The organism is Gimesia panareensis, from assembly GCF_007748155.1.
Taxonomy (GTDB): Bacteria; Planctomycetota; Planctomycetia; order Planctomycetales; family Planctomycetaceae; genus Gimesia; species Gimesia panareensis.
Map to the genome: position 1 here is coordinate 5,811,218 of NZ_CP037421.1, position 26,240 is coordinate 5,837,457.

General features: G+C 51.6%; 24 protein-coding genes. 11 read left to right on the forward strand and 13 right to left on the reverse strand.

Features of this window, described 5'->3' with window-relative positions:
* Positions 1-14: 14 nt before the first annotated feature.
* A complete protein-coding gene (locus Enr10x_RS21620; protein ID WP_145451339.1) occupies positions 15-863 on the forward strand; it encodes an HpcH/HpaI aldolase family protein in 849 nt (282 codons plus the stop codon).
* Positions 841-3,177 carry an aminotransferase class III-fold pyridoxal phosphate-dependent enzyme gene (locus Enr10x_RS21625; RefSeq protein WP_145451340.1) on the forward strand — a complete coding sequence of 779 codons (2,337 nt, stop codon included), beginning with the start codon at positions 841-843 and terminating at the stop codon, positions 3,175-3,177. The genes Enr10x_RS21620 and Enr10x_RS21625 overlap by 23 nt, the downstream gene beginning before the upstream one ends.
* A gap of 1 nt (position 3,178) precedes the next feature.
* Here Enr10x_RS21625 and Enr10x_RS21630 read toward each other — a convergent pair whose 3' ends face one another.
* From Enr10x_RS21630 to Enr10x_RS21640, 3 genes are all read right to left on the reverse strand, one after another.
* A complete protein-coding gene (locus tag Enr10x_RS21630) occupies positions 3,179-4,117 on the reverse strand; it encodes an SPFH domain-containing protein (protein WP_145451341.1) in 939 nt (312 codons plus the stop codon).
* 396 nt (positions 4,118-4,513) lie between these two features.
* A complete protein-coding gene (gene feoB, locus Enr10x_RS21635) occupies positions 4,514-6,799 on the reverse strand; it encodes a ferrous iron transport protein B (RefSeq protein ID WP_145451342.1) in 2,286 nt (761 codons plus the stop codon).
* A gap of 80 nt (positions 6,800-6,879) precedes the next feature.
* The gene (locus tag Enr10x_RS21640) at positions 6,880-7,104 is read right to left on the reverse strand and encodes a FeoA family protein (RefSeq protein WP_145112586.1); all 225 of its coding nucleotides are present in this window, start codon (positions 7,102-7,104) and stop codon (positions 6,880-6,882) included.
* Positions 7,105-7,811: 707 nt separating this feature from the next.
* Here Enr10x_RS21640 and Enr10x_RS21645 point away from each other — a divergent pair.
* From Enr10x_RS21645 to Enr10x_RS30055, 8 genes are all read left to right on the forward strand, one after another.
* A complete protein-coding gene (locus tag Enr10x_RS21645; RefSeq protein ID WP_145451343.1) occupies positions 7,812-8,777 on the forward strand; it encodes a DUF1559 domain-containing protein in 966 nt (321 codons plus the stop codon).
* 162 nt (positions 8,778-8,939) lie between these two features.
* Positions 8,940-9,110 carry a hypothetical protein gene (locus tag Enr10x_RS30040; protein WP_197994697.1) on the forward strand — a complete coding sequence of 57 codons (171 nt, stop codon included), beginning with the start codon at positions 8,940-8,942 and terminating at the stop codon, positions 9,108-9,110.
* Positions 9,111-9,586: 476 nt separating this feature from the next.
* Positions 9,587-10,519: a DUF1559 family PulG-like putative transporter gene (locus Enr10x_RS21650; protein ID WP_145112590.1), complete on the forward strand. Its 933-nt coding sequence runs from the start codon at positions 9,587-9,589 to the stop codon at positions 10,517-10,519.
* A 131-nt stretch (positions 10,520-10,650) separates the two neighbouring features.
* A complete protein-coding gene (locus Enr10x_RS30045) occupies positions 10,651-10,821 on the forward strand; it encodes a hypothetical protein (protein WP_197997320.1) in 171 nt (56 codons plus the stop codon).
* A gap of 482 nt (positions 10,822-11,303) precedes the next feature.
* Positions 11,304-12,245, forward strand: coding sequence for a DUF1559 family PulG-like putative transporter (locus Enr10x_RS21655; RefSeq protein WP_145112591.1), 942 nt, complete (start codon positions 11,304-11,306; stop codon positions 12,243-12,245).
* Positions 12,246-12,401: 156 nt separating this feature from the next.
* Positions 12,402-12,569 (forward strand): hypothetical protein, encoded by a 168-nt coding sequence (locus tag Enr10x_RS30050; protein WP_197996146.1) that lies wholly within the window; start codon positions 12,402-12,404, stop codon positions 12,567-12,569.
* Between the two features lie 611 nt (positions 12,570-13,180).
* Complete coding sequence (locus Enr10x_RS21660; RefSeq protein ID WP_145451344.1) at positions 13,181-14,125, forward strand: DUF1559 family PulG-like putative transporter; 945 nt, start codon at positions 13,181-13,183, stop codon at positions 14,123-14,125.
* 151 nt (positions 14,126-14,276) lie between these two features.
* Positions 14,277-14,438 (forward strand): hypothetical protein, encoded by a 162-nt coding sequence (locus Enr10x_RS30055; protein ID WP_197996147.1) that lies wholly within the window; start codon positions 14,277-14,279, stop codon positions 14,436-14,438.
* A gap of 22 nt (positions 14,439-14,460) precedes the next feature.
* Here Enr10x_RS30055 and deoC read toward each other — a convergent pair whose 3' ends face one another.
* The 7 genes from deoC to Enr10x_RS21695 form a co-directional block, all read right to left on the reverse strand.
* Positions 14,461-15,159, reverse strand: a complete 699-nt coding sequence (gene deoC / locus Enr10x_RS21665; RefSeq protein WP_145112595.1) for a deoxyribose-phosphate aldolase — start codon at positions 15,157-15,159, stop codon at positions 14,461-14,463.
* A gap of 5 nt (positions 15,160-15,164) precedes the next feature.
* Positions 15,165-16,088, reverse strand: a complete 924-nt coding sequence (locus tag Enr10x_RS21670) for a sugar phosphate isomerase/epimerase family protein (protein WP_145112597.1) — start codon at positions 16,086-16,088, stop codon at positions 15,165-15,167.
* Positions 16,089-16,272: 184 nt separating this feature from the next.
* Positions 16,273-16,695 carry a hypothetical protein gene (locus Enr10x_RS21675; protein WP_145112599.1) on the reverse strand — a complete coding sequence of 141 codons (423 nt, stop codon included), beginning with the start codon at positions 16,693-16,695 and terminating at the stop codon, positions 16,273-16,275.
* A 550-nt stretch (positions 16,696-17,245) separates the two neighbouring features.
* Positions 17,246-18,172, reverse strand: coding sequence for a type II secretion system F family protein (locus tag Enr10x_RS21680; protein ID WP_145112601.1), 927 nt, complete (start codon positions 18,170-18,172; stop codon positions 17,246-17,248).
* A 71-nt stretch (positions 18,173-18,243) separates the two neighbouring features.
* Positions 18,244-19,215 carry a type II secretion system F family protein gene (locus Enr10x_RS21685; protein WP_145112603.1) on the reverse strand — a complete coding sequence of 324 codons (972 nt, stop codon included), beginning with the start codon at positions 19,213-19,215 and terminating at the stop codon, positions 18,244-18,246.
* A gap of 67 nt (positions 19,216-19,282) precedes the next feature.
* Positions 19,283-20,587, reverse strand: coding sequence for a CpaF family protein (locus Enr10x_RS21690; protein ID WP_145112605.1), 1,305 nt, complete (start codon positions 20,585-20,587; stop codon positions 19,283-19,285).
* Positions 20,588-20,653: 66 nt separating this feature from the next.
* Positions 20,654-21,046, reverse strand: coding sequence for a hypothetical protein (locus Enr10x_RS21695; protein ID WP_145112609.1), 393 nt, complete (start codon positions 21,044-21,046; stop codon positions 20,654-20,656).
* On the opposite strand from Enr10x_RS21695, the gene Enr10x_RS21700 reads away from it, so the two are divergent.
* Positions 21,037-22,140, forward strand: a complete 1,104-nt coding sequence (locus tag Enr10x_RS21700) for a GtrA family protein (protein ID WP_145112611.1) — start codon at positions 21,037-21,039, stop codon at positions 22,138-22,140. The genes Enr10x_RS21695 and Enr10x_RS21700 overlap by 10 nt on opposite strands.
* On the opposite strand, the gene Enr10x_RS21705 is transcribed toward Enr10x_RS21700, so the two are convergent.
* The 3 genes from Enr10x_RS21705 to glmS all read right to left on the reverse strand — a co-directional run bounded on the left by Enr10x_RS21705 (position 22,122) and on the right by glmS (position 26,147).
* Positions 22,122-22,979 (reverse strand): DUF3467 domain-containing protein, encoded by an 858-nt coding sequence (locus Enr10x_RS21705; protein ID WP_197996148.1) that lies wholly within the window; start codon positions 22,977-22,979, stop codon positions 22,122-22,124. The genes Enr10x_RS21700 and Enr10x_RS21705 overlap by 19 nt on opposite strands.
* Positions 22,980-23,103: 124 nt before the next feature.
* The gene (ispH, locus tag Enr10x_RS21710) at positions 23,104-24,030 is read right to left on the reverse strand and encodes a 4-hydroxy-3-methylbut-2-enyl diphosphate reductase (RefSeq protein ID WP_145112613.1); all 927 of its coding nucleotides are present in this window, start codon (positions 24,028-24,030) and stop codon (positions 23,104-23,106) included.
* A 254-nt stretch (positions 24,031-24,284) separates the two neighbouring features.
* Entirely contained in the window at positions 24,285-26,147 is a 1,863-nt protein-coding gene (gene glmS / locus Enr10x_RS21715; protein ID WP_145112615.1) for a glutamine--fructose-6-phosphate transaminase (isomerizing), read from the reverse strand.
* Positions 26,148-26,240: the final 93 nt, after the last annotated feature.

The following is a 26,240-nucleotide window of genomic DNA, read 5'->3' on the forward strand; positions in this document are numbered from 1 at the left end:
GAAGGATGTCCCTGATGAGAACCAGTCGCGTCAAACAGAAACTCAACCAGAATGAACCGGTTCTGTTTACTCAGCTGCATCTCCTGGACCCGAGCGTCTTTGAACTGACGAGCCTGATGGGCTTTGATGGAATCTGGATGGACATGGAGCACCACACTTACAGCCTGGAAACCGCCACCCAACTGATGCGGGCGGCACGGGTTGGCTCCTCCGACATCCTGGCCCGCCCTGCCAATGGCGAATTCATGCGACTGGGTCGGATGCTGGAAGCCGGAGCGCAAGGCATCATGTACCCCCGTTGCAGCGATGCCACGGAGGCAGCCGAAGTAGTGAAATGGTCCAAATTCGCTCCCCTGGGAAAACGCGGATTTGATGGCGGCAACCCGGACATGCCCTATTGCACAATGCCGGTTGCTGATTACCTCGAGCAGGCCAATGAAAACACCTTCATCGTGATCCAGCTGGAAGAACAGTCAGCTGTCGACCAGGCTGAGGCCATTGCTGCCATCCCGGGCGTGGATGCCCTCATGCTGGGCCCCTCCGACTTCTCCATCCTGGAAGGTTTCCCCGGCGAGTTCAATCACCCTCGGCTCCAGGCCGCCATTGATGCCATCGCCACGGCCGCACGCAACCAGGGCAAGCACTGGGGCATGCCCACATTCAATACCGAACATGCACAGGAACTGATGAGCAAGGGGGCTCGTCTCCTGTTCCATATGGCCGATATCATCTTTGTCAAAAATGGTCTGGAACTGATGCAGCAGCAGTTCAGTCAGATCGGTTTCTCCTTCGACAATCAGCTCAACAAACCAGCCGCACACTACCTGGAGGGCAAGAGTGATGAACAGCAAGCTTCCCGATGATAAAACACTCTTCGATCAGCAGTTGAAGCAGTTTATGCCGCCGGGCAGCTTTGATGCCCATGCCCACTTTTATCGTCCCCAGGACGCGATCGCCGGCCTCCCCCCCTCCGCAGAAAACTCCGCAGGTTTTTCGGGCTGGCAGGAATACTGTGAGAAACAGGAACTCTGGATGGGGACACTCCGCCCGTCTGCCGGCCTGTTCTTTGCCATACCCAACCCAAAACTCGAGCGGCAGGGTGCCAACCAGTTTGTCCTCAACGAAATTAAAGACCAGCCCGGCTCTCGAGCACTCTTGCTCGTGACTCCCGCAGATGATCCTGCAGAAGTAGAAGCACAAATCAAAGCGGGCCCCTTCAGTGGATTCAAAGTCTATCACGTCTATGCAGATCGCACAGACACTCTGGAAGCGGAACCGCAGGAATTCATTCCCGAATGGGTCTGGGAGCTCTCCCAGCAATACAGCCTGTCCATCATGCTGCATATGGTCCGCGCCCGCGCCTTGGCCGACCCGATCAACCAGGACTACATCCGCGACCACTGCCTGCAATACCCTGAGGCCAGACTGATTCTGGCCCATGCTGCCCGTGGCTTCTGCGGAAACCATACGACCGAAGGCATCGCCTCTCTCCGCGGACTGGACAACGTCTTTTTCGACACATCCGCGATCTGTGAAGCCCAGCCTTTTGAAGCCATTCTGCGTGAATTCGGCACAACGCGGCTGATGTTTGGAACCGATTTTTCCGTCAGCGAGCTCAAAGGACGCTGCGTCAGCATTGGAGACGGGTTCCTCTGGCTGGGAGAACAGAATGTCAACTGGGAAACATCCACATTTGCCCAACCGGCTCGCGTCGGATTGGAATCCCTGCTGGCGCTCAAACAGGCCTGCCACACTCTGCGACTCAACGACCCTGATGTCGAACGCATTTTCTGCACGAACGCCCGCCAGTTGCTTGGGATTCAGACTGCCCCCACTCAGAATCTGACCCAGGAAACTTACAAGCGCGCCAAACAGCTGATTCCTGGCGGCACACAGCTGCTCAGCAAACGTCCTGAAATGTTTGCCCCCGACTGCTGGCCCGGCTATTTCCGCGAAGCCAGCGGCTGCGAAGTCATTGACCTGGACGGTAAGAAATACCAAGATCTGGCGACTTCCGGCATCGGCTCCTGCCTGCTGGGCTACCGCGATCCTGATGTCACTGATGCCGTCGTCCGCCGCGTACAACTCGGCTCGATGAGTTCGCTCAACTCCCCTGAAGAGGTTGAACTGGCCGCGCTACTGACCGAACTGCACCCCTGGTCTGACCAGGCCCGTTTCTGTCGCACCGGCGGCGAATCGATGGCCATCGCCGTGCGGATTGCCCGCGCAGCGACCGGCCGCGATGAAGTCGCACTGTGCGGCTACCATGGCTGGAGCGACTGGTACCTGGCTACCAACCTCCCCCGCAAGTCAGCCGAAACGGGAACCACTCTCGACAAACACCTGCTGCCCGGCCTGGAGCCGGCGGGCGTCCCCATGGGACTTTCCGAAACCACACATCCCTTCACTTACAATGACATCGATGGTCTACGACAGATCGTCAAGGAACGCGGTTCCAGACTGGCTGCCGTCGTCATGGAACCCACAAGGTACACTCACCCTGACCCGGGATTCCTTGAAACGGTCCGCGAGATCTGTGATGAATGCGGAGCCACCCTGGTCATCGACGAGATCACCACCGGCTGGAGGCTGACTCTGGGTGGTGCGCATCTGCATTACGGCATTGAACCAGACATCGCCGTCTTCGCCAAAGCGCTCGGAAATGGGCACCCCATCGCGGCCATCATCGGCAAACGCTCTGTCATGGATGCTGCAGAGAATTCATTCATCTCCAGCACCTACTGGACCGAGGGAGTCGGGCCAACCGCTGCCCTGGCCACCGTCAGGAAAATGCAGTCTGTCAACGTCCGGGAACACATCGACCAGATCGGCGAAGCATTCCGCGCGGGCTGGAGCGATCTGGGAAAACGCCATCAACTTCCCGTCAAAGTCTTCGGACACTCCGTTCTGCTCCATCACACATTCGACCATCCCCAGGCGGCCGAACTGGGGACCCTGTTTACCATTCGCATGCTGGAACACGGCTTCCTGACAGGCAGCGGGTTTTACCCGACGCTCGCCCATCAGACCAGACATGTTGACAAGTACTTCGAGGCAGCCGACACCGTGTTTGCCGAACTGGCACAGGCCCTCAAACAGGACGACCTTTCCACGCGGTTGACAACCCCCGTCAGGCACTCCGGATTTGCCCGACTGACCCCCAGCCCGAAAAGCTGATTCAGTGACTGGCCGTCCCCGTATTTACGACAGGCTGCGTGTGTCGATCGCTGCAGAGTACCACCAGCAGATTCGAAACCATGGCTGCCCGGCGCTCGGCGTCCAGTTCGACAATTTTGCCCTGCGCCAGATGATCCAGTGCCATCTCCACCATCCCGACCGCCCCTTCCACAATTTTCGTCCGGGCCGCGACGACCGCCTGGGCCTGCTGACGTTGCAGCATCGCAGCTGCAATCTCCGGTGCATAGGCCAGATGGCTGATACGAGCCTCGATCACTTCCACTCCCGCCTTATCCAGCCGTTCCTGAATATCGGTCAGCAGCTGATCACAGACCTGCGGGGTATTGCCCCGTAAGGAGACCTCATGATCTTCACTGTCATACGGGTGACGGCTCGCCAGATTGCGGAGTGCCGCTTCACTCTGGACAGCGACAAAATCTTCAAAGTCGTCGACTTCAAACATCGCCTCAGCCGTATTGACAACCCGCCAGACAACGACCGCCGAAATTTCAATGGGATTTCCATCCCGGTCATTCACCTTGGAAGGACGCCCCCCGGACCGGGTTTTCGCCCGGATAATATTCCCCGCCTGATCCTTTTGCTCGGGAGTCGAAACCGATCCGGTCTCAAAGTTCCGAATCCGCAATGAAATTTTGTGCTTCGAAAAGAACGGATTCACCCAGTAAAATCCTGAGTGCGTCACCGATCCCTTATATTCACCAAACAGCAGCAGTACACGGGCCTGATTTGGTGCCACCGCCATACAGCCAAACAGATTGACAAGACCAGCCAAAAACAACACGACGCCGAGCAGCGCCGCGACTCCACTTTCAGAAATGGCCCCCGTCACGAATAAAATCACTCCGAACAGCAATCCCCCCAGGCAGAGCCCCAGCGGGAACCACCCGGATTGAGGCTGATACATTTTCTCTTCCGTCATTTGCTTTCTCCCTGATTTCAGACTGAATTGGCTACAGGTCAATGCATACAACGCAGTCTATCACAAGACGGATCAAAGAAATGCATCTTTACCGGGGAATCGAAATTATTGCCTCCCGGCAGAGAGAACATCAGTTCTGAGTCAGGCTACTTCAACTGATCGAGCGAAATAAAATTGGGTGAGGAAGATGGAGAACTCGAAGGACATCCGCTGCAGGCCCCTCCGGCACACCCCGGGCGTTGCTTGAAAAAATGGATCAAACGGCGTACCAGGCATAAGCCGGCTGTCGCTACGCAAAGCAAAACGATTACCAGTTGCCAGTCGATCTGATTCATTGTCTCACCTCATTCAAAAAAGAGCGTTCAGCTCACAGCGGAACCATTGAAGCTCCATTGTTTATATCAACAGCATTCCGACCTGGTAACTCAGCAAGGCTCCCAGGTAAGCCAGCGTAGTCATATACGTGAAGGAGACCACTGGCCAGAACCAGCTGTTGGTTTCGCGACGCATGACCATCAGTGTTGCGGCACACTGGGCACACAAGGCAAAAAACACCATGATGGAAACAGCCACGGGGATATTGAAGACCTTACTCCCGTCAGGCCAGGTCGCAGAACGAATCGAGCCGATCAAGCCTTCATCATCTTCACCTACATCCCCTCCCAGGCTGTAAATTGTCCCCAATGTCGAAATAATCACTTCCCGTGCCGGGAACGAGGCAATCACCCCCACGCCGATTTTCCAGTCCCAGCCCAGGGGCTTGACGACGGGGGCAATGAAATGCCCGGCCTGTCCCAGAAAACTGTTTTCCACCAATTCGCTGCTGATCTGATTCTGCTTTTCTGCCAGTACTTCCTGTTCTGCGGAGAGTTCAGCCTGCTGTCCTTCCAGCCCCTTCAGAGCGGCAGGTTCCAACTCCTCTGCAGAAGCCAGCTGCGTCTCGATCTCACCGATTTCAGTATCGATCGCCTCGAGACGGGTTTCTACTTTAAACTGCTCTGTGTGGTCCCCGGGGAAATAACCCGCAGCCCAGATCAGAATCGAAGTCGCAAAGATCAACGTACCCGCCTTGACCACGAAGGACTTGGCCCGGTTATAAACCCGGTAAAAGACGTGCCGCGGCGAAGGCCATTTGTACCCGGGCAGTTCCATCACAAAGGGGGCTACCTCTCCTTTAAAGCAGATCCGCTTCAGGAACCAGGCGACCGGAATCGCAATCAACGCCCCGATGGAGGACATGGCAAACAACACAACCCCCTGCAGCGACACAAGCGGACTTCCCGCGATGGAGAAGTACACAATGTTCGGAATGAACGCGGCGATAAACAGCGTATAGACGGGCCAGCGGGCCGAACAGCTCATCAAGGGCGCCACCAGGATCGTCGTGAGTCGCTCGTGCCGGTTTTCGATCACACGTGTTGCCATAATCCCGGGTACGGCACACGCGAACGAAGACATCAGCGGGATAAACGATTTACCACTTAACCCCAGACTCCGCATCAGGCGGTCCATAATATAGGCCGCCCGTGCCATATAACCACTGTCTTCCAGCACAGCGATAAAGAAGTATAAAATCACAATCTGCGGAAGGAAGATCAGCACACCACCGACCCCGGCAATCACACCATCCACCAGCAGACTTCGTAACGGCCCCGGCCCCACCAGTGCCTGAGCAGCCTCTTCCACGACGCCCTGCCCCGACTCGACATAATCCATCGCAGGACCGGCCCAGGTGAAAACCGACTGGAACACGAAAAACATCAGGACGAAAAAAAACAGGAAGCCTAATACAGGATGTGTCAGCCAGCGATCAATCTTATCCGAAGTCGTCTCCTGGTGATCATCCGGATGAGTTAACACTCCATTCAGTTGCTCCCGCGCCCAGGCATATCGCAGCCGGGCTTCCATGGCGGGAACGGCACAGCCGGATTCTTTGAGCCGGGTCCGCGCCTCGTGCAGATGATCAATCAATCCATTCTGGGCATGGTGCTCAAAATAAGATTCCACATAACCACCCACGTCCAGTAGCAGACGATCCACCAGAAAATCCGGAGGCGACTGCTTCTCATCTGTCTGCAGCTTGTCCTGCAGCAACTTCCGTTCGGTATAAAAACTCTCGGGAAACAGCTGCTGTGCCTGGTGACGACAACCTGGCTCGATCTGCAAAATCGCCTCTTTCAAGGCAGAGATTCCCACACCGTGATGCGCTTCCGTGCAAACAATGGGAACATTTAACTTTTGCGATAATCCTTCTGCATCGATCTGAATTCCCCGCGACCGGGCCAGATCGCACATATTGAGTACCAGAATGACAGGAATCGTCAGATCCAGAATTTGGCTGAACAGGTACAGGTTGCGTTCCAGATTGGAAGCATCGGCAATACAGATAATCGCGTCCGGCTGGTCGACCTCTTTCTGTCGCCCCAGCAGCACATCCACAGCCAGCATCTCGTCGATGGAACGGGGGGCCAGACTGTAGGTCCCGGGCAGATCCACCAGATCCAGTTCACGCCCTTCCCAGCGAACGTGTCCAACCTTCTTCTCAACAGTCACCCCGGGAAAGTTTCCAATATGGGCATGCCCACCGGAGAGCAGGTTAAACAGGGTGCTCTTTCCTGTGTTTGGATTGCCGATAATGGCAATTGTCATTTTCTTTTGTGGTGCGGCAGGAGAGTTGATCATGGAATTAGAAAATCAGAAAGCGACGCTTTCGGCTGGAGGGATCGGCTGGCAGTCTCCCAGTCAACAAGGAGAGAGCTGGATTAAACGAGCTCGACTTCAACGCATCTGGCTTCATTCAGACGCAGTGACAGCCGATAGCCGCGAATCGCAAATTCCAATGGATCTCCCAGGGGAGCCTTTCCCAGCAACTGGATCCGCTCACCGTCGATCAATCCCATTTCCATCAAACGGATAGAAATCGCATCTTCACCGGAAATGTTGGTAATACGCGCGATCTGGCCTTTTACGATCTGGTTTAATGTCATCTCTTTAAAGGTCTCAACATAAAGGGACACAGCAACATGCGATTGATACACGGTTCGCTCGGAATACTATAATATAAGGAAATTGAGACTCAGTTTCAACTCCCCATATTACGGAATTCTGGAATCATTACTGCCAGCTCATTCCTGATCCATTCCAGCCTGGCCCGTGAACAGAAAAGTGAAGCCCTGGATGGCTTCCAGGTGAATGCGTAAAGGAAAATCATGAAAAATTACCAGATTATCCCGTTTCCCCCGAATCGTTTCGACGAATCTGTGTGTTAGATACTCCAGTTCCCGATGATTTCGTATCTTTGGGGATCTCCCAGTCATCTCAGGGAGCAGGCTCTGGCATCATAAACAATTAGCAGAACAAAACTTATAAATTATTGTGCTGTTTTTTGAACCTACAAATATTGCCAGCCCCCTGCCACTGATTCTAAAATAGTAGAGTTCTGGACGAAAGAATTCGCCCAATTACATTCCAGGCCGGAATGATAGCAATCAGGAATTTTTTATTTTTAGAAATTCCCTATTAATTTTTGTCTAAGTTGACACAATTATTTCTTAACCAATCTATCCGGGCTGGCAAGCCCGCTTCTGCTTTCTTCAAACTTCACTGAATTGCGAAGAGAGTCCGTTTACTGAAACCTAATCTTCAACAAATTTTTTTGTTGTTTTCATTACTCTTTTTCAGGGAGTTCCAGTACATGGAAAAAGTGTTGCTCAAGAAGAAGCGTGGGTTCACGCTCATCGAACTGCTGGTTGTCATTGCAATTATCGCGATCTTAATTGCACTTCTTTTACCAGCTGTTCAGCAGGCACGCGAAGCAGCGCGCCGTTCTCAGTGTAAAAACAATCTGAAACAGATTGGTCTCGCACTGCACAACTACCATGATAACTTTCAGTGTTTCCCCCCGGGAGACGTACGCAGGACGTATGGTTCCGGCGTCCAGTCCTGGGTCACCAGCCAGTTGGGCTGGATCCCCCGCATCCTGCCCTTCCTGGATCAGGCACCGCTTTACAACCAGATTAACTGGGAAATGGAACATGGCGTCAGCGCAGCTCCCAACAGTAATATCCGCAAGGAGAAACTACCGGTCCTCCGCTGCCCCAGCGATTCATCTCGACAGCCTGACGGAAATTATGGTCCCACCAACTACATGGCTTGTCGCAGCCTGGCTCTGACTTCTGATACCCTGGTGAGTAACATTTCTGGTTCCAATCAGGATGTAAATTCCATGTTCAGAATGAATGGCCTGGTCAGAATTCGCGATGTGGAAGACGGGACCACCAACACCATGATGGTCTCAGAAACCTTTGCCAGTGCTCCCATGTGTAGCGAAGTTCCCAGCAATAACAGTTGCGCCACGACATGTGCTACCGTCTATGGAGGCAACACCTCAGGTGCACAACAGGGCTATTCCTGGATGTGGGCACAACAGTATCAATCGCACTATTATTGTACGGTTTACACCCCCAACTCCAAAATTCCCGACTGCGGTGCAGGATCGAGTTCCACGAATGCGCTCCTGTCTGCTCGCAGTAAACACGTCGGGGGAGTTCATGTTCTGCTCGCTGATGGTTCCATCCGGTTCGCATCAGATAACATCGACATCAACATCTGGCGTAACCTGGGGAACTTCAATGATGCTAACGTCCTGGGTGAATGGTAAGATTCTGCCCTGAATTTTATCTGAATGAAAATTCCTCGCCACTTGTATTTTTTCAAGTGGCGAGGTTCTTTTGTTAAATCTGCCCATGGAAATCACACCACGATTTCCGTATCTTAAATTGGACTTGATAACCCACTATTCTCGATTCGGAAAAAAGACACAATGACCAGATTCCTTCGCTCACTACTGTTCGTAGTCTGTCTGACACCATTCCAGTTTGGTTGCGGCAGCAGTGCTCCCATGACACCCGAGACCGACACAGACCCTGCTGCAGAACTGGACCCGGCAGTCGAAGCCGAAGCACAAAAGCAGGCGATGAAAAATAATCGCTGAACAATCAGCAAATCTGTCAGGTTTATGCCTGCACACACAATTCTTAAGAGCCAGAGTCCCTCTGGCTCTTTTTTTTATCAGTCCTTAATCTCAGAGCGGACATGATCCGGCTTCACATGCACTGACCACACCTCAAAACCAGATAAAACCATTCAGAATACTGATCATTTATTTGCTGGAAATCTGGTGTGAATACTGGAATTCCAGCACCAATCCCTCTATGATTCTCCTATCTGATCGAGCTGCATTTCATGCCATTCATGCGTGTCTTTACTGCAGCTAACGACTCTTCAGTCGTCTTTTTTCTCGTGTCGGCCACCAATCACAAGCCGGCTCTCACTCAATCGTTAACACTGAAAACACGAAACTTACGTTTTCTCCATCGTACCAGTCGCCAGGCTGGAAGTGATGGCACGTCTTTATTTTCTGAACTGTAATCTGTTCGTTTCAATTTCATAGTTTCAGGAGTTCAATGAATGAAAAAAACGTTGCTCGCTAAGAAGCGTGGTTTCACGCTGATCGAACTGCTGGTGGTGATTGCAATCATCGCTATCTTAATCGCTCTACTGTTGCCGGCAGTTCAACAGGCGCGCGAAGCTGCCCGCCGCTCGCAGTGCAAAAACAATCTGAAACAGATTGGTCTCGCATTGCATAATTATCATGACAACTTCCGCATGTTTCCCCCGGGCGATGTGCGACGTACCTATGGCTCCGGTGTGCAGACCTGGACTACCAGCATGCTTGGCTGGATCCCCCGGATTCTGCCCTTCCTGGATCAGGCACCACTTTACAACCAGATCAACTGGGAAATGGAGACCGGCGTCAGCGCTACTCCTAACAGCAACCTCCGCAAGGTGAAACTCCCGGTAGTACGTTGTCCCAGTGATTCTTCCCGTCAACCTTCGGGAAGCTATGGTCCCACCAACTACATGGCCTGTCGTGGTACCACCATGAATACCACCAGCAACAAAGGGACTTCGATGTTCTGGAATAACAGTAATACCAGAATCCGGGACATTGAAGATGGAACTTCAAATACCCTGATGGTTTCTGAGACCTATGCCAGTGCCAAGCTCTGCTCCGAGCAACCTACTGGCACGAATGGCACCTGCCCGACAACCTGCACCGAATACACGGGCGGAACGCAGCAGGGCTTCTCCTGGTTTTATGGGGTGAACTACGAAGGAACTTACTTCGGTACCAGGTATACGCCTAACAATCCTCAACCCGACTGTGGCGGTGGTTCCAGTTCGCAGGCAGCCCATCTGGCAGCCCGCAGTAAACACGTTGGTGGCGTGCATGTCCTGCTCGGAGATGGTGCCATCCGTTTTGCCTCGAGCAATATCGATTCAACGATCTGGATCAACCTGGGGAATCCCCAGGATGGTAACGTGATCGGTGAATGGTAAACTGCGCTGAGAATTGACATACCTGTAATCCAATATCGCCACCTGGTCTCTCAATCAGGTGGCGATACTTTTACACGAAACGTTCCTGTCTGTTTCAGGAAACCAACCACGGAAAACTGGAGACATCATCCATGACTCGATATCTGCTTCTGCTACTTGCCACCATCTGCTTCACTCCCATCCTGTCTGGTTGTGGTGCGGAAGAGCCCATCGTCAAAGAAGACGAACATAACATTGTTGAAGAGCTTGACCCCGCAGAAGAGGCTGCTGCACAAAAGAAAGCCGCCATGGAAAACCGCTGATTTTTTTCAGATGAATCAGATCCAGGCGATCGTTTCTGGTTCATCTGACATTTCTACCCGCTCACCATTTCAGCTTTATTATCACTCCTCTCAAGACGATGATTTTTCGATCATCCCTCCCCTTCCCACTTTAAACTCCTTCCCATTCTTACAGACCTAGACATATTTGAGGTAAGAATTAGGAAAAAATACATTCAGCGATTTTTTCCAAAAAACTAGCTGGATTTAACGATCTGTTTTGCTATGATCGAGAAATGGGTCAGATTTTTTGAGATATCAAACAGCGTACCCGCCCTTCTCTTTTGTATTCACATATTTTGAAGCTTCAACGTGATTTGAAGCTTTCATTGTTAAGACTCCAGACATTTTGATCTTTGAGCACAGTGGAACATTACGTTCTTCTGTTGCATTTTCGTTTATACACCTTTTACAGGAATCAAAGATGTCGTAATCATTTCTTTATTTTTTCAGGAGTTCAAGTAATGAAAAGCGTGTTGCTCAAACGGAAAAGAGGTTTCACCCTGATCGAGTTGCTGGTAGTGATTGCTATCATCGCTATCTTAATCGCCTTATTATTGCCAGCAGTTCAACAGGCTCGTGAAGCCGCTCGCCGTTCGCAGTGTAAAAACAATCTGAAACAGATTGGTCTGGCTCTGCACAATTACCATGACAACTTCCGGACGTTCCCTCCCGGTGCCGTCAGAAGAACTTATGGCTCTGGTGTGCAATCCTGGGTCACCAGTCAGCTGGGTTGGATTCCCCGTATTCTCCCCTTCCTGGACCAGGCACCACTCTACAACAAAATCAACTGGGAAATGGAGCATGGTGTCAGCGCAGCTCCTAACAACAGCATCCGTAGACAGAAACTGACGGTCGTCCGCTGTCCCAGTGATTCGTCCCGGCAACCTTCTGGAACCTATGGCCCCACGAACTACATGGCCTGTCGCGGACAATCCAGAACAGCGGGAAACAATTCCTCCAATTCCGTTTTCAGTATGAACAGTCGCGTTCGCATTCGTGATATTGAAGATGGAACCTCGAATACCATGATGGTCTCGGAAACATTCGCCAGCGCTCCCATGTGTAGCGAACTGCCTGCCAGCAATGGCACCTGTAATGCTGTTTGTGCCACGAAGTATGGGAACTACACCTCAGGTGCCCAGCAGGGGTATTCCTGGATGTGGGCACAACAGTACCACTCCCATTACTACAGCACGACTTACACTCCCAACCCCAAATTCCCTGACTGTGGAGCAGGCAGTGGTTCCACAACGGCCACCGTCTCCGCTCGCAGTAAGCACGTAGGGGGAGTCCATGTACTGATGGGTGATGGAGCAGTCCGATTCGCTTCCTCAAATATCGATCTGAATACCTGGAGACATCTGGGGAATCACCAGGATGGAAATGTGATTGGTGAATGGTAAGCCTGACATTGCTGTCATTTAAAGATTCCTCGTCACCTGATTTAACAGGTGGCGAGGAACTTTCTTAAAGCTGCTGTCAGTTCTTACATCCCAGATAGTCATATTTCACGTGATTCAGATGATTCTATTTGATATCGAAACAGGAAAAAACTCGCTATGCCCCGCTACCTCTACTCAATTCTGTTTGTACTCTGCCTGACTCCGTTCCAGTTTGGATGTGGATCGAGTGCGCCCATGACACCGGAAACAGACGCCGATCCAGTTGAAGAGTTGGACCCCGCCTCTGAAGCAGAAGCAGTCAACAATGCCAAAAAAGACACTTAACTGAAACGGTTCGTGTCAGTCAGCAGGGTTTCTCGATTCAGTTCGCCAGTCGCGTTGCGGCCTGCCAAATATGCGATTCGTTTCGCGCTGCGCAACTCGCAGTGTCTCTGGGCTTATCTGACAACAAGCCCAGACGGAGCAAAGACCAGCATCAGTCAGATCCAGGTATGAACTCCAGCGTATCCTGACTGATATGACCAGAGTCGATCTGAACTTCACTGTCTCACTTTTTCTCTTTCCAGATCGTTGACCGCATCGGTTTTACTGTTGATTTCTTACTAATATTTCAACACCACAACTTACTCTTCTCATTTTTTTTGAAAACAATCTGGCAATACTGAACTGAGTCGTTATAGTGAATAAATGAGTCAGTCGGAGTTTTCACGAGATTTTCGTGGAATGTGAACTCCTTTACTCCCCCCATCTCATTATTGTGTTCTCATACAAATATGCTTCACCTTGGGTTTGAAGCATGAATTAAACAAGTTACAGACATTCAAATTTTCCAATACAGCAGAGCACTTCGCAGATCGCTGTATTTTTTTACGTCCTCATGTAGCAGGAAGTACGCCAATGCCATAGTCATTATTCATTTACGAGGAGTTCAACAGATGAAGAAAATGTTGCTCACGAAGAAACGAGGGTTTACCCTCATCGAATTGCTGGTCGTAATTGCCATCATCGCGATTCTGATTGCGTTACTGTTGCCGGCTGTCCAACAGGCACGGGAAGCAGCCCGACGTTCAACGTGCAAAAACAATCTGAAGCAGATTGGCCTGGCACTGCACAATTACCACGACAATTTCAAGATGTTTCCACCAGGGGACATCCGAGACTTTTACAGTGGTCTTAATTCATGGTCCACCAGCCAGATCACCTGGATGGGCCGTATCCTCCCCTTCATCGACCAGGCGCCGCTCTACAACAAGATTAACTTTGAACGAGCTCCTGGTACAGGTGGCTCGAATGCCAGTGTCAGAAAAACGAAACTCCCGGTATACCGTTGCCCGAGTGATTCTTCTCGTCAGCCCAATGGTGGTTATGCGCCGACAAATTATCTGGCTTGCCGCGGTACGGAAGGGAACTCGGGGCGCGATGATACCGAATCCATGTTTAGTATCAATAGCCGGATGCGAATCCGCGATGTGGATGATGGCACATCGAATACCATGATGGTCTCGGAAACATTTGCCAGTGCCCCTTTGTGTAGCCAGCAACCCTCAAACTCTTCTGAGGTTGGTACCTGTCCGGCCAGCTGCCAGACCGGCTCGAAGTACACAGGTAGCTATCAGCAGGGCTACTCTTGGTTCTACGGGCAAAAGTACGAATCTCATTACTACGGAACGGTTTATAATCCGAATAATAAGAACATGCCCGACTGTGGAGGTGGTTCAAGTACAACAGGAGCCCTGCTGGCAGCTCTCAGTAAGCACGTAGGTGGCGTGCATGTCCTGATGGCCGATGGGGCAGTCAGATTTGCCTCCAATAATATCAACAACCAGACTTGGAGATATGTGGGACATCCCCAGGACAATAATGTGCTCGGCGAATGGTAAGCTGGTCTGTTCTCTGAATCTAAAACTCTCGTCACTTTCAACATGTGACGAGAGTTTTTCCGGTTACCTGTCCAACCTTTGGGGCCTCGAAAGCATAACATTACAGACCCATTGCATCGGGCCATAATCAATAGAAGGAAAGAAGCGTTCCATGAACCGATTTTTATTATCGCTCCTGTTGTTGTTCTGTCTGGCTCCGTTTCAGTCTGGATGTAGTGGAGAAGCAGAGCCATTACATCAGGAGGAAGAAGTGGACTCTGAGATTGATGTGGATCAAGAAGCCGAAGACATGAAAAAATTAAACCAGAATTGAGTCCTGCCCTCAAAAAGTTGCTTCAAAATGTAATCGCAGGCAGTTTCAGCCGCTCGCGGCACGTATCCAGTATGCTGCGGGTGGCACTGGCTCCCACGCGACTGACTCCCAGGTCCCGGACTTCCAGCAGTTTATCCAGCGTGCGAATTCCGCCTGCCGCCTTCACCTGTACGGGTGGCGGTGAATTTTCCCGCATCAGTTTCAGATCTTCCAGGGTGGCGCCTCCCGTACCATAACCGGTCGAGGTTTTAACCCAGTCCACATTGACTGCGGTGCAGATCCGACACAGCTCAATTTTGTGTTTGTCGGCCAGATAACAGTTTTCAAAAATCACTTTGATCTTCTGACCTGCCTGATGTGCTGTTCTGGTCAGCAGACCAATTTCCGTCTCAACGTATTTCCAGTCTTCACTCAACACGCGGGACAGGTTCACCACAACATCCAGTTCGGTGCAGCCATCTTCCAGCGCCTGCTCTGCTTCACGCAGCTTGACAATCATCGCATGCCCTCCGTGCGGAAAACCGACCGTCGTGCTGGGTTCCACCTGGGAATGTTCCAGAATTTCTGCGCAGCGTTTCAGATAAAACGGCATGATACACACGCTGGCCACATCGTATGCCAGTGCCAGCTGGCAACCGGCCTCCAGTTCCGGCACAGTCAGGATCGGACTCAACAGGGAATGATCGATCATTTTTGCAATCTTGTAGTACTGGTCATCCATGGGTTTCACGCTCTGACTGGAATAAAGTTACGGAGATAGGTATGGCATTGTCGTAACGCTGCCAGACAGGATTCTGTCGAATCCTCATAGGCCCGATCTTCGACTTCCACACACACAGGTCCCTGATAGCCAATTTCATTGAGCTGGGAAAAGAAACTTCCCCACTCGACCTGACCCAGCCCGGGAAGTTTAGGGGTATGATACTCGAGTGGATGCGCCAGAATCCCGACCTGATCCAGGCGATGCTGATCCACACGCACGTCCTTGGCATGCACGTGAAATATCCGATCGGCAAAGTCACGAATCGGTGCCAGATAGTCCATGTGCATCCAGACCAGATGGGAGGGATCGTAGTTCAAACCGAAATATTCGCTCGGGATATCGGCATACATCCGTTGCCAGATCGCCGGAGTGCAGGCCAGATTCTTTCCCCCAGGCCACTCATCCTTTGTAAAAGACATCGGGCAGTTTTCAATCCCGATCCGGACCTCCTGCTGTTCGGCAAATTGAATGATCTCAGGCCAGGTCTCCAGGAACCGGGGCCAGTTCTCATCGACCGACTTTCTCCAGTCACGACCGATGAATGTATTCATCCGGTTGATCCCCAGCATGCGGGAAGCCGAGATGACTTTCTGAATATGCTCCACGTATTTCTGCGCTTCTTCCAGGTCCGGCGTCAGTGGATTCGGATAATAGCCCAGCGCACTGATCGAGATCCCGAACTCGTCTGCCAGCTGATGAATGGTCGTGACGTCTGATTTGGTAAAATCTTCGGCTGAAATATGAGTAATTCCAGCATAGCGCCGGGCATCCTTCCCCTCAGGCCAGCACATGACTTCCACACAGTCATAACCGATTTCAGACGCAGCCTGAAACACCTGTTTCAAATCGTAATCAGGTAAAATAGCGGTGACAAACCCCAGTTGCATGGCTCTGATCTCCTTCTCAATTCGCAAATCCGGTATGTCGACAGTACAAACTGTGACCGACCTACCATGATAAACGAGTCAGCCGGGCGGGTCTACAAAGACATGCAGAATCCCTTCGCGGAGACTGTCAGGGAAATCAGATCAGCAGCTGATTGGAGGGAGGAAAGGCGTTTCAGACGGGACGCTACCAGATTTCTTTGAGATCAAATTCATAAGCCTGAATGCGTCGGCCCGGCTCGAACTCCTCGGGAGACTCGGATAAGACCCGGACCCAGACCAGATGGCCTTCGTAGGTACCTTCAATCGAGACATGAGCACCCAGCTGATCGTCGTAGCTGACCGGCAGAGCCTGCCAGTAAAGTGCAGACACTTCGTCGAGGATCTGCCCAACCTTAAGAATGTCCAGACAAAATTTGGATGGGGCCAGCACGCCGTCCCATTCTCCGCCTACAATCTCCGTGTTGGAAGCGAACAAGGTCACTTCCCATTCGTCGCGGCTGTTATGGTGAAAAAAATGGCAGCCAATCGGCGCTAACACATCGACGTCATACATCAAAGACGCGACCTGATTTGCCATCGTTTTCAGCCAGGCGGGAGGGGCAGGCATCAAATGATTTCAATCTTAAAAATAGTCTGAACTGGTTGTAAACAAAAAGTCTATCTTTACAGTGCTTCAAATCAACAATCAGAAACAATCGGCTTACGCTGAGAGTGCCATGCTTACGCTCAGCGCGTGGTTGCCTCGAATGCTTCAGATTATTTGTGCCTTGCTTGAGGCTGCGATTAATTGGCCCGCAAACTACAAATAGCAAGACATCGATTCCCAGAGTCGAAACCGCTGGAATCTTTCGGCTTCCTGAAGATAAACACTGATCCTTGGATTGATAAATCTATAAGACTCACCTGTCGCAAAAGTAGTGCCAAATATATCAGGGATATAAGATTACGCCCTTCTGGAGACAACATGTCAGCAAAATGCTGACATGCAAAACTTTGCCGAACAGTTCATTCTTAAATGATCGTAAATCGTTTTAAGAAATTCAGACCGAATCTGAAATCAAGCATGACTCTGTTAAAAAAAAGAAACACCTTTGATTAACACATTGTTCAAAGGTGTTTACATTTAGTAAATCAGATTTCAGTCAGGTCTGCCAGACTTAACTGGATAGCAGACCATTGATCATCATGATCGCAGCGGGACCGACCAGCACCACGAAAATGCCGGGAAAAATGAAGAGCACGAGCGGGAAAATCATTTTAACCGCGGTCATCGCAGCCTGTTCTTCGGCCAGTTGACTTCGCTTCACGCGCATGCTGTCAGACTGGACACGCAACGCCTGGGCAATCGAGGATCCGAACTTGTCAGCCTGGATCAGGATTGCCGACAGAGCCCGCATATCGTCCACACCACTACGAATTCCCAGATCGTGCAACACTTCACGGCGGGGACGTCCCATCTGTAACTGCAGATTACATAATGCAAATTCATTACAGACATCGGGGGCCGTCTCCAGCAACTCTTCAGAAACACGCCGCATCGCCGCATCCAGGCCCAGCCCGGCTTCCACACAGACCACGAGCAGGTCCAGTGCATCTGGCAGCGACAGGAAAATACGCTCGATCCGCGCCTTACACATCAGACGCAAGACGATTTCAGGAAGATAGAAGCCAATCCCGCCGGCAATTACCAGCGAAGTCCAGCCGTTTTGAGTCATACCAAAATTATAAAAGCCATATCCGGAGCCGATCAGCACTCCCAGTAATCCCAGCGCGACTTTCAGCGAGAGAAAGATGGAAGGCGCATTCTCAGAATTGTAACCGGCGTTTGCCAGGCGCACTTTCAACTGGTTCTCTTCCAGTTCGGACTTGGGTGTCAGCGCTTTAGAAAGAGCAGGCGCAGCTTTCTCCAGAATGGAACTGGCAGAGGCGCCCTCATCCCCGCCATTGCGCAGATGTGGGTTGCGTAATTCATCCAGTCGTTCATTGGCCCGTGATTTATCGGAACTGAGTTTATTGACCAGGGCGATCACAGCCACGATCACCATTCCGAAGATAGCCCATGGTAACAATTGAACAAAATCCATAATTTCTTCCTCAAACTCGGTCGTTTATTACAGGTGTATTCTGTCAGAGACGAAACCAGTAACCTGGCTGTTCAAATCTTGATATTAATAATCTTCTTGATCCAGACTGCCCCCAGGACCTGCAGTACAATTCCGCCTGCGATCATTTTGCGCCCCAGTTCATCCGTAAACAGCAACATCACATAATCCGGATTCAGATAGTACACGGCAAAGAACAACGCAATCGGTAGAGCCATCAGTACGACACCACTGATACGACCTTCACCGGTCAGCGCCTGCACCTGCCCCATAATCTTAAAACGCTGCCTGATAATATAGCCAATTTTGTCGAGGATCTCAGCCAGGTCTCCCCCAGCCTGTCGTTGAATAACCACCGCGGTCACAAAGAATTTCAGGTCGAGGTTCGGCATCCGTTTCAACATGCTTTTGAGAGCAACGTCAATGGGCACCCCCAGGTTCTGTTCTTCATAGGCCATTGCGAATTCGGTCGAAATCGGCGCCGGCATTTCCTGAACGACAACGCTTAAGCCCGATGCCAGACTGTGACCGGAACGCAAGGCACGCCCCACCAGCTCCAGGGCATCCGGCAACTGCTGGGCAAATTTCTTGAATCGCCGGTTCCTGCGGAACAAGAGCCACATGAACGGCATTGCCCCCGTTCCCAGTCCTGCTACGGGACAGAGCGGTACCGGCGCATTAGTAAACCAGGCAATTGCAAACCCCAGGGATGCGGAGACAGCTGTCATCAGGAGAAACGTATCTGCCTTGAAGGGAGCTTCTGCCTGTTCCAGCAACAGTTTCAGATTGCCAAATTTCTCAAACCACTCCGAGATTCGATCCGAAAGACTGGCGACCCCTCCCTTGACGATTTCCTCTTTCAGCAAGGAAGCCGATTCTTCGGTGACTTTCTTCTGACCGGTAATCACGGCCAGGCGATCTTCCGCCTTGCTGGACGAAAAATCCTTGAAGACGAACATGATCGCTCCGACAAAAGCCACCATCCCCAGAAATGCAGCGATTGAGATGATAAGTGTCTGATCCATCTCTCTTTACCTTTACCGTATTAAATTTCGATAGTCCGAAATCTGATTCTGATTTCTCTACTGTTAATTACTGCAGGACGCGATTGGCAAACAGGTTCGAAGGCAGACGCACGCCTGCTGCTTCCAGCCGATCCATAAATGCGGGACGAACCCCTGTCGCTTCAAAGTGCCCGAAAGCGCGGCCATCCGCATCAATCCCATCCTGAACAAACAGGAAAATATCCTGCATGATCACAGTATCCTGTTCCATGTTGAGCACCTCCGTAATATGGGTCACTTTACGTGGTCCCCCCTGCAACCGGTTGACCTGAATGATCAGATCCACGGCTGAGGCAAACTGGTGACGCAATGCTTTCAGAGGCAGTTCCACGCCCCCCATCGTAATCATGGTTTCCAGACGGGAAACAGCATCACGGGGCGAGTTCGCGTGAATGGTAGTCAATGAACCTTCATGACCGGTATTCATGGCCTGTAACATGTCCAGCGATTCACCGCCACGACATTCCCCGATGATAATCCGGTCGGGACGCATACGCAGAGCGTTCTTCACCAGGTCCGTCGCAGAGATCGCTCCCCGGCCTTCAATATTCGGCGGACGGGTTTCCAGTCGCAGCACGTGTTCCTGTTGCAGTTGGAGTTCCGCGGCGTCTTCGATCGTAATCACACGATGATCACTCTGGATGAAGCTGGAAAGTGTATTCAACAAAGTGGTTTTACCGGAACCAGTACCGCCACTGATGATCGTATTGATCCGGGCCTTGATCGAACCTTCGAGCAACATCGCAATTTCCGGCGTAAATGCACCAAACCGTAACAGGTCTTCCAGGCCCAGTGGATTCGAACCGAATTTACGAATCGTCAACGAAGGACCATCCAGTGCCAGCGGTGGAATCACGGCGTTCAAACGGGAACCATCGGGCAGCCGGGCATCGACCAGCGGAGAAGTTTCATCCACACGCCGACCGACTTTGGAAACTATCCGGTCCAGGATCTGGAGCAGATGCTGATTGTCGCGGAAGACTACATTTGAACGCTCGATCCGTCCCCCCTTTTCCACAAACACATGCTTGGGGCCGTTGATCATGATGTCGGCAATATCCTGGTCTTTCAGTAATAGCTCCAGGGGACCGAACCCAAAGGTTTCATCCAGAATTTCTTCAATCAGTCGTTCGCGTTCAGAACGGTTGAGCAATGGATTTTCAGTATCACAGAGATGCTCGATCACCAGACGGATTTCCCGTCGCAGGGAATCTCCTTCCAGATCCCCGACTCGAGATAAATCCAGTTTTTCTACCAGCTTGCTGTGGATCAACCGCTTCAGATCATCAAATGCCATATTGGGATCAGCGTGGGAAAGGCCATGACCTGCCATTTGCTCAAAACTCCTTCAATTTGTGTCTTAGTTTTCAAAACCAGATGTGACTCTCAGAATTTCTCATCAGGCAACTCGATTTGCGAGATGGAATTCGCATGAGGTTTTTCCAGTAAAATCTAGTTCACAAAAACGGACGAAGTCGTCAGAACAGTAAAATGATGCAAAAAAACAGCATTTCGCTGTCTCAGAATCATTAACGGTCATATCGGTTCCAAAGATTGTACGGACAGACGTGATATTGATCGTTTTATCAGTTGAGCCTGTCACAATTCGGAACGCGCGCTGTTTTGCTGAAATGACATTCTTTTGCTGAGAGAAAGGTGGCTTTTCAGCAGGCTGTGGGCAAAAAATCGTCTGTAGCCCCGCAGCGCTGCTACCCGTCAACTGAAATTCAGCCGTGAGAATTTCAGAGCTTACGACCATCACGATCCACAAAAGCCAGAACATTGCTGCCATTATCTATTATTCTCCCCATTTCTGGTGAGACAGACAATTCAGCCAGCCTGCTCTCTCAACTGGAGCAGGCGCTCATCGACGTCGGTCTGTCCGCTGAGATCATTCTGGTAACCGAGCATGTGTCTGCTGAGCTGAGTCAGGCGTGTCAGCAGCTGAACCAGACAATCCCGGTTCAGCTGATCTCCCCTCCCCGGCCAGAGAGCTCTACAGCTGTCATCATGGAAGGGATGCAGGCTGGCTCTGGGCAGAATATTCTGGTCCTTGATACAGCTTACTGCCAGTCGCCAGAGATAATTAAGTCGCTGTACTCCCCCTTGCAGGATCAACAGACGGACTTTGTCCTGGCAACATTTCCGGGAAACACTCACTCTATGTTTGCTGGTTGGCTGACCCGACCTTTAACGAAAACCAAAGCGCTCCAGACCGGTTGCTTCGCGATCTCGCGTAATCGATTCGAACAATGCCGTGAGATTCTTAATCCGGCCAGTCCACAACCGGTTCTGGAATTTCTCGTAAAGAGTCGTTCCCAGGCAGTCGTCGAAGTCCCTCTTCCGGCTGGCGATCTGCAATCCCACCAGAGGGGCGTCTCATTCAGTGAACGAGTCCGCTGGGGAGTGCAGTTGAAAGAGCTGTATGAGTTCAAATTCAAAAATTACGCTTACTTCCTGCAGTTCGCGATCGTGGGTTCGTCAGGGGTGATCGTGAACCTGCTGGCGTTGTCGTTGCTGCTGAACTGGATGATTCGTCCGGTCGCTGTCGCGATGGCAATCTGGATTGCCATGACGAGCAATTTCCTTCTGAACCGCCATGTCACATTTTCATATGCCCGGCATGCCCCGATCCTCAAACAATATCTCGCCTATTGCGGCAGCTGTCTGACCGGAAACTTTTTCAACTGGTTGACCACACTCGTCCTGTGCGGATCGATCAGTTACTTCGCAGAACGTACTTTGATCGCTGCCTTAATTGGAATCCTGGTCGGCATGGGCTTTAATTTCCTGCTCTGCCGGTTGCTGGTATTTGGAAAACACAAAGCCGATGCCACTGTTCCCAAAACCAATCCAGCAGGCAAATCTCAAAGTTCGCCAGGTTGATCGCCCGCGGCAGGGGGTTGCCGTTTCTGCTGCTGAGCCACCTTTCGCTGAAACTGCTCAAATGAATGCGTTAACGAATCGAGCAGGCGGGGAATATTGGGAGCCGCCAGATGCACACGCGCTGAAACGCAGGAGCGGGGAAAGAAAGTGGTGATGAAATCAAACGAAAATTCCGTCGCGGAATGACCAATGCGGACTGCATTTGCATAAACACCGCTCAGCATCTCATCGGGTAGTTTCAGTTCATCGTACAATTCTTCCGCAGAAGGAGGCTTCTGAGCAGTTTCAGTCGGCTTCTCAACTGACTGCGGCTTCTCAACGGCCTGCGGATCCTCGGGGGACTGTGCAGACTCCGTCTCCGAAGTGACAGTCTCACCGACAGCGCCTGTCCCTCCGGCAGAAGTACCTGAAGGCGTTTCCGTCACAGGGGGAGCCGGCGTTTCGGACGCCGGTGATTCCAGACCGGCACCCACATTAATCGCATCAGATGAACCAGTGACCTGGGGAGGCAGAGGGGCTGGCATCGTGGGAAACCCGAATCTCTTTTCATAATTATTCAGATTATCGCGGAGCGCGCGGATCATCTGGGGTACGACGCCAATCGGCAGAACTACGCGGGCGACCACCTGCTGAGGAGTTGAAATTCGCAGCAGAAAGTCCAGGATAAACTCGTGTCCTCCCTGGAGAACGACAGCCCCCGTACTGAAGACACCTTTGGAAACGCCTTCCGGCACCCGGGCACTTACCTGGGAATGTCTGATCTCCTGAGTGTGCCGCTCCGGATTAAATTCTCCAGAGGATTCATCATTATTCTCTGCTGGTGTTGGTTCATCACTCATATTTTCAATTTCAGTCTTTCAGAATACTCAGGTTGGCTGTCAGTCAGTGATTGAATTCGATTCGTAGTGTCTGCATGTTGTTCAGCGCTGAACCCTGACGGATCCGACAAATTCATTTCGGGTCCTAAAGTGCACGGAGTTCCCGGGGCAATGGAAAACGGACCGATTCCTGGCGAATGGTTGCCGTCTCCACTTCCGCCTGATGTTCTTCTTCCAGGTACTGGACCAGTTCCTGCACCACGACTTCCGGGGCGCTCGCACCGGCAGTGATCAGAATCGTTTCGCAGTTTTCCAGCCATTCCGGATTCAGTTCCTGGACACCGTCTATCAGAAACGAAGGCTTCCCGGCTGCTTTTCCGATCTCCATCAGCCGTTTGCTGTTGGAACTGTTCTGACTGCCCAGCACCAGCACCAGATCAGCCTGGGGGACCAGTTCTGAGACAGCCTGTTGACGATTCGTTGTCGCATAACAGATATCTTCTTTGGGAGGACTTTCAATCTGGGGATATTTCTGTTTGAGACTTTCAATCACCCGACCTGCTTCATCCACGCTCAACGTGGTTTGTGTCAGATAGGCCAGTCTGGCTGACTCCGGAAATGCCAGACTCTCTACTTCCTCTGGAGTTTCAATCAGGGTAATGCTTTCCGGCGCTTCGCCCATCGTTCCGATCACTTCATCGTGTCCTTCATGTCCGATGAGAATGATGTTGTACCCGTCCCGCGCATACTTGATGGCCTCTGTGTGAACTTTCGTGACCAGCGGGCAGGTCGCATCGATCGTCCGAATATTCCGTTCCCGGGCTTCCTCTCGAATCTGGGGAGAAACACCATGGGCACTGAATACCAGAATCGAATTTTCGGGAACTTCACAAACCGCATCGACAAAGGTCACACCGAGATTTGTAAAGCGATTGACGACATATTTGTTATGGACAATTTCGTGATAGACGTAGATCTCATTACCGAAAATGCGAATGACCTCTTCCAGACATTCGATTGCCATATTTACTCCCGCACAGAAGCCGCGGGGATTTGCCAAAATGACTTTCATTGATCAGGTACCACTCAAGCAGAAATGAACAGAACTCTTCCTGCAGCGGGAAAACGGCAATGCGCACTCATATCTCCTGAAAGACAGCTTTAGGAGTACAGAGACCATTACCATGCAACGTCCGCTACACAGACCAGGCTGCCTTTCAGCAGCCCTGCAGATGTATTCTATGACGAACCCCGGAGTAAACCAAAGCCCCACGATTGAATTTTCGGACTTTCTGTACAGGAATGCCCCTGTTTTCCAGCGAAAATCTATTCCACAGTCACGCTTTTCGCCAGATTACGCGGACGGTCGACATTGCAGCCCCTGAGCACTGCAATGTGATATGACAGCAACTGCAACGGAATCGCCGTCACCAGTGGCTGCAGGAAATCATCGACATCCGGTACATAGATCACATCGTCGGCAATGTCGGCGATCTTCCGGTCCCCTTCACAGGCAATCGCAATGACAGGCCCCTTACGCGCCTTCACTTCTTCGAGGTTGCTCATCACCTTGGGATAGATCTGCCCGCGGGGAACAACAAACACACTCGGCGTCTCTTCATCAACAAGCGCAATCGGCCCGTGCTTCATTTCAGCGGCAGGATATCCTTCCGCATGGATGTAACTGATTTCTTTCAGCTTCAAAGCACCTTCCAGTGCCCCCGGGAAGTTATACAGCCGCCCCAGGTAGAGAAAATTATTGAAATTACAGTACTTGTCAGCAATCTCTTTCACCAGGTCATTACATTCGAGGCATTTGCGTACCTGGTCAGGAACCTGATGGATGGCATCAATAATCCGGCGACCGGCGGGATACGAAAGATGTCGCATGCGGCCCAGAAACAGTGCCAGTTGAATCAGTACCATCACCTGTGAGGTAAACGCTTTCGTGGAAGCGACTCCGACCTCCGGTCCCGCATGCAGGTAGATTCCGCCGTCCGCTTCACGGGCAATCGTGGACCCGACGACATTACAGATCGCCAGCGTCGGATGACCTTTCCGTTTACATTCCCGCATCGCTGCCAGGGTGTCTGCGGTTTCTCCACTCTGGGTGATTGCAAAGATCATCGTGCTTTCTGACATCGGCGGATTGCGATAGCGCAGTTCGCTCGCATATTCTACTTCCGTGGGGATCCGCGCGAATTCTTCCAGCAGATATTCTCCCACCAGACCGGAATGCCAGCTGGTTCCGCAGGCTGTCAGGACCACCCGGTCAATCTTTCTGAGCTGCTGGGGGTCCAGATTCAAACCTCCAAATTTTGCGGTCGCCTCATCTTCATCAATCCGACCGCGCATCGCATTTTCCAGTGTTTGAGGCTGTTCGAAAATCTCCTTGAGCATGTAATGTTCAAAGTCACCCAGTTCTGCATCTTCACTGACCTGATCGAGTGTCTGAATCGATGGTTTCTGCTGGCCCTCATCGCGATGGAAGACTTCGACTTCGTCACGTGTCAGCACAGCAACTTCATGATCCGACAGGTAGATCACTTCCTCTGTGTAGCCCACCAGGGGACTTGCATCACTGGCGATGAAATGTTCGCCCTTGCCGACACCAATTACCAGCGGGCTTCCCAGCCGGGCTGCGATCAGCATATCGGGCAGTTCCCGAAACAGAATGACCAGGCCATACGTCCCTTTGAGTCTAGAGAGAGTATTCTCCACCGCCTTGAGATAGGTGCTCGTCTCATCCAGGCTTTCACCGAGCTTGATCTGTTCTTCCAGGTGGTGAGACAGCAGATGGGCGATTGTTTCTGAATCGGTGGTGGTTCGGAACACATACCCCAGCCCCTGCAGTTGCGTCCGCAGAGAGGCGTAGTTTTCAATCACCCCGTTATGGACGATAACGACTTCGCCATTCCCTCCGACATGGGGATGCGAGTTCTGGTCGTTCGTCTCACCGTGAGTCGCCCAGCGGGTGTGCCCGATCCCAGCGGTTCCTTCAATTGGAGTGGATTTATACAGAGCCGCCATCTCCATGACGCGCCCTTTTTTCTTGCGCACCTGAATTTCGCTGCCTGCGTGGACCGCAACCCCGGCACTGTCATAGCCACGATATTCCAGTTTCTGGAGTCCCTTGATCAACAAAGGCCCTGCTGGGCGATGTCCAATATAGCCGACAATTCCACACATTTATTCGCGCTCCGTCGCTGGATGAGGGAAATCAGTTTGATTTGAGAAACCAGACCGGTTTCACCAGAGGTTTGACTGCACTCTGTCCTTGAG

What these genes read in the sequence shown, in the direction of transcription:
- Enr10x_RS21620 (WP_145451339.1), top strand. Translation starts at nt 15, where the DNA reads ATGAGAACCAGTCGCGTCAAACAGAAACTCAACCAGAATGAACCGGTT.
- Enr10x_RS21625 (WP_145451340.1), top strand. Translation starts at nt 841, where the DNA reads ATGAACAGCAAGCTTCCCGATGATAAAACACTCTTCGATCAGCAGTTG.
- Enr10x_RS21630 (WP_145451341.1), bottom strand. Translation starts at nt 4,117, where the DNA reads ATGACGGAAGAGAAAATGTATCAGCCTCAATCCGGGTGGTTCCCGCTG.
- feoB (WP_145451342.1), bottom strand. Translation starts at nt 6,799, where the DNA reads ATGATCAACTCTCCTGCCGCACCACAAAAGAAAATGACAATTGCCATT.
- Enr10x_RS21640 (WP_145112586.1), bottom strand. Translation starts at nt 7,104, where the DNA reads ATGACATTAAACCAGATCGTAAAAGGCCAGATCGCGCGTATTACCAAC.
- Enr10x_RS21645 (WP_145451343.1), top strand. Translation starts at nt 7,812, where the DNA reads ATGGAAAAAGTGTTGCTCAAGAAGAAGCGTGGGTTCACGCTCATCGAA.
- Enr10x_RS30040 (WP_197994697.1), top strand. Translation starts at nt 8,940, where the DNA reads ATGACCAGATTCCTTCGCTCACTACTGTTCGTAGTCTGTCTGACACCA.
- Enr10x_RS21650 (WP_145112590.1), top strand. Translation starts at nt 9,587, where the DNA reads ATGAAAAAAACGTTGCTCGCTAAGAAGCGTGGTTTCACGCTGATCGAA.
- Enr10x_RS30045 (WP_197997320.1), top strand. Translation starts at nt 10,651, where the DNA reads ATGACTCGATATCTGCTTCTGCTACTTGCCACCATCTGCTTCACTCCC.
- Enr10x_RS21655 (WP_145112591.1), top strand. Translation starts at nt 11,304, where the DNA reads ATGAAAAGCGTGTTGCTCAAACGGAAAAGAGGTTTCACCCTGATCGAG.
- Enr10x_RS30050 (WP_197996146.1), top strand. Translation starts at nt 12,402, where the DNA reads ATGCCCCGCTACCTCTACTCAATTCTGTTTGTACTCTGCCTGACTCCG.
- Enr10x_RS21660 (WP_145451344.1), top strand. Translation starts at nt 13,181, where the DNA reads ATGAAGAAAATGTTGCTCACGAAGAAACGAGGGTTTACCCTCATCGAA.
- Enr10x_RS30055 (WP_197996147.1), top strand. Translation starts at nt 14,277, where the DNA reads ATGAACCGATTTTTATTATCGCTCCTGTTGTTGTTCTGTCTGGCTCCG.
- deoC (WP_145112595.1), bottom strand. Translation starts at nt 15,159, where the DNA reads ATGGATGACCAGTACTACAAGATTGCAAAAATGATCGATCATTCCCTG.
- Enr10x_RS21670 (WP_145112597.1), bottom strand. Translation starts at nt 16,088, where the DNA reads ATGCAACTGGGGTTTGTCACCGCTATTTTACCTGATTACGATTTGAAA.
- Enr10x_RS21675 (WP_145112599.1), bottom strand. Translation starts at nt 16,695, where the DNA reads ATGCCTGCCCCTCCCGCCTGGCTGAAAACGATGGCAAATCAGGTCGCG.
- Enr10x_RS21680 (WP_145112601.1), bottom strand. Translation starts at nt 18,172, where the DNA reads ATGGATTTTGTTCAATTGTTACCATGGGCTATCTTCGGAATGGTGATC.
- Enr10x_RS21685 (WP_145112603.1), bottom strand. Translation starts at nt 19,215, where the DNA reads ATGGATCAGACACTTATCATCTCAATCGCTGCATTTCTGGGGATGGTG.
- Enr10x_RS21690 (WP_145112605.1), bottom strand. Translation starts at nt 20,587, where the DNA reads ATGGCAGGTCATGGCCTTTCCCACGCTGATCCCAATATGGCATTTGAT.
- Enr10x_RS21695 (WP_145112609.1), bottom strand. Translation starts at nt 21,046, where the DNA reads ATGGCAGCAATGTTCTGGCTTTTGTGGATCGTGATGGTCGTAAGCTCT.
- Enr10x_RS21705 (WP_197996148.1), bottom strand. Translation starts at nt 22,979, where the DNA reads ATGAGTGATGAACCAACACCAGCAGAGAATAATGATGAATCCTCTGGA.
- ispH (WP_145112613.1), bottom strand. Translation starts at nt 24,030, where the DNA reads ATGAAAGTCATTTTGGCAAATCCCCGCGGCTTCTGTGCGGGAGTAAAT.
- glmS (WP_145112615.1), bottom strand. Translation starts at nt 26,147, where the DNA reads ATGTGTGGAATTGTCGGCTATATTGGACATCGCCCAGCAGGGCCTTTG.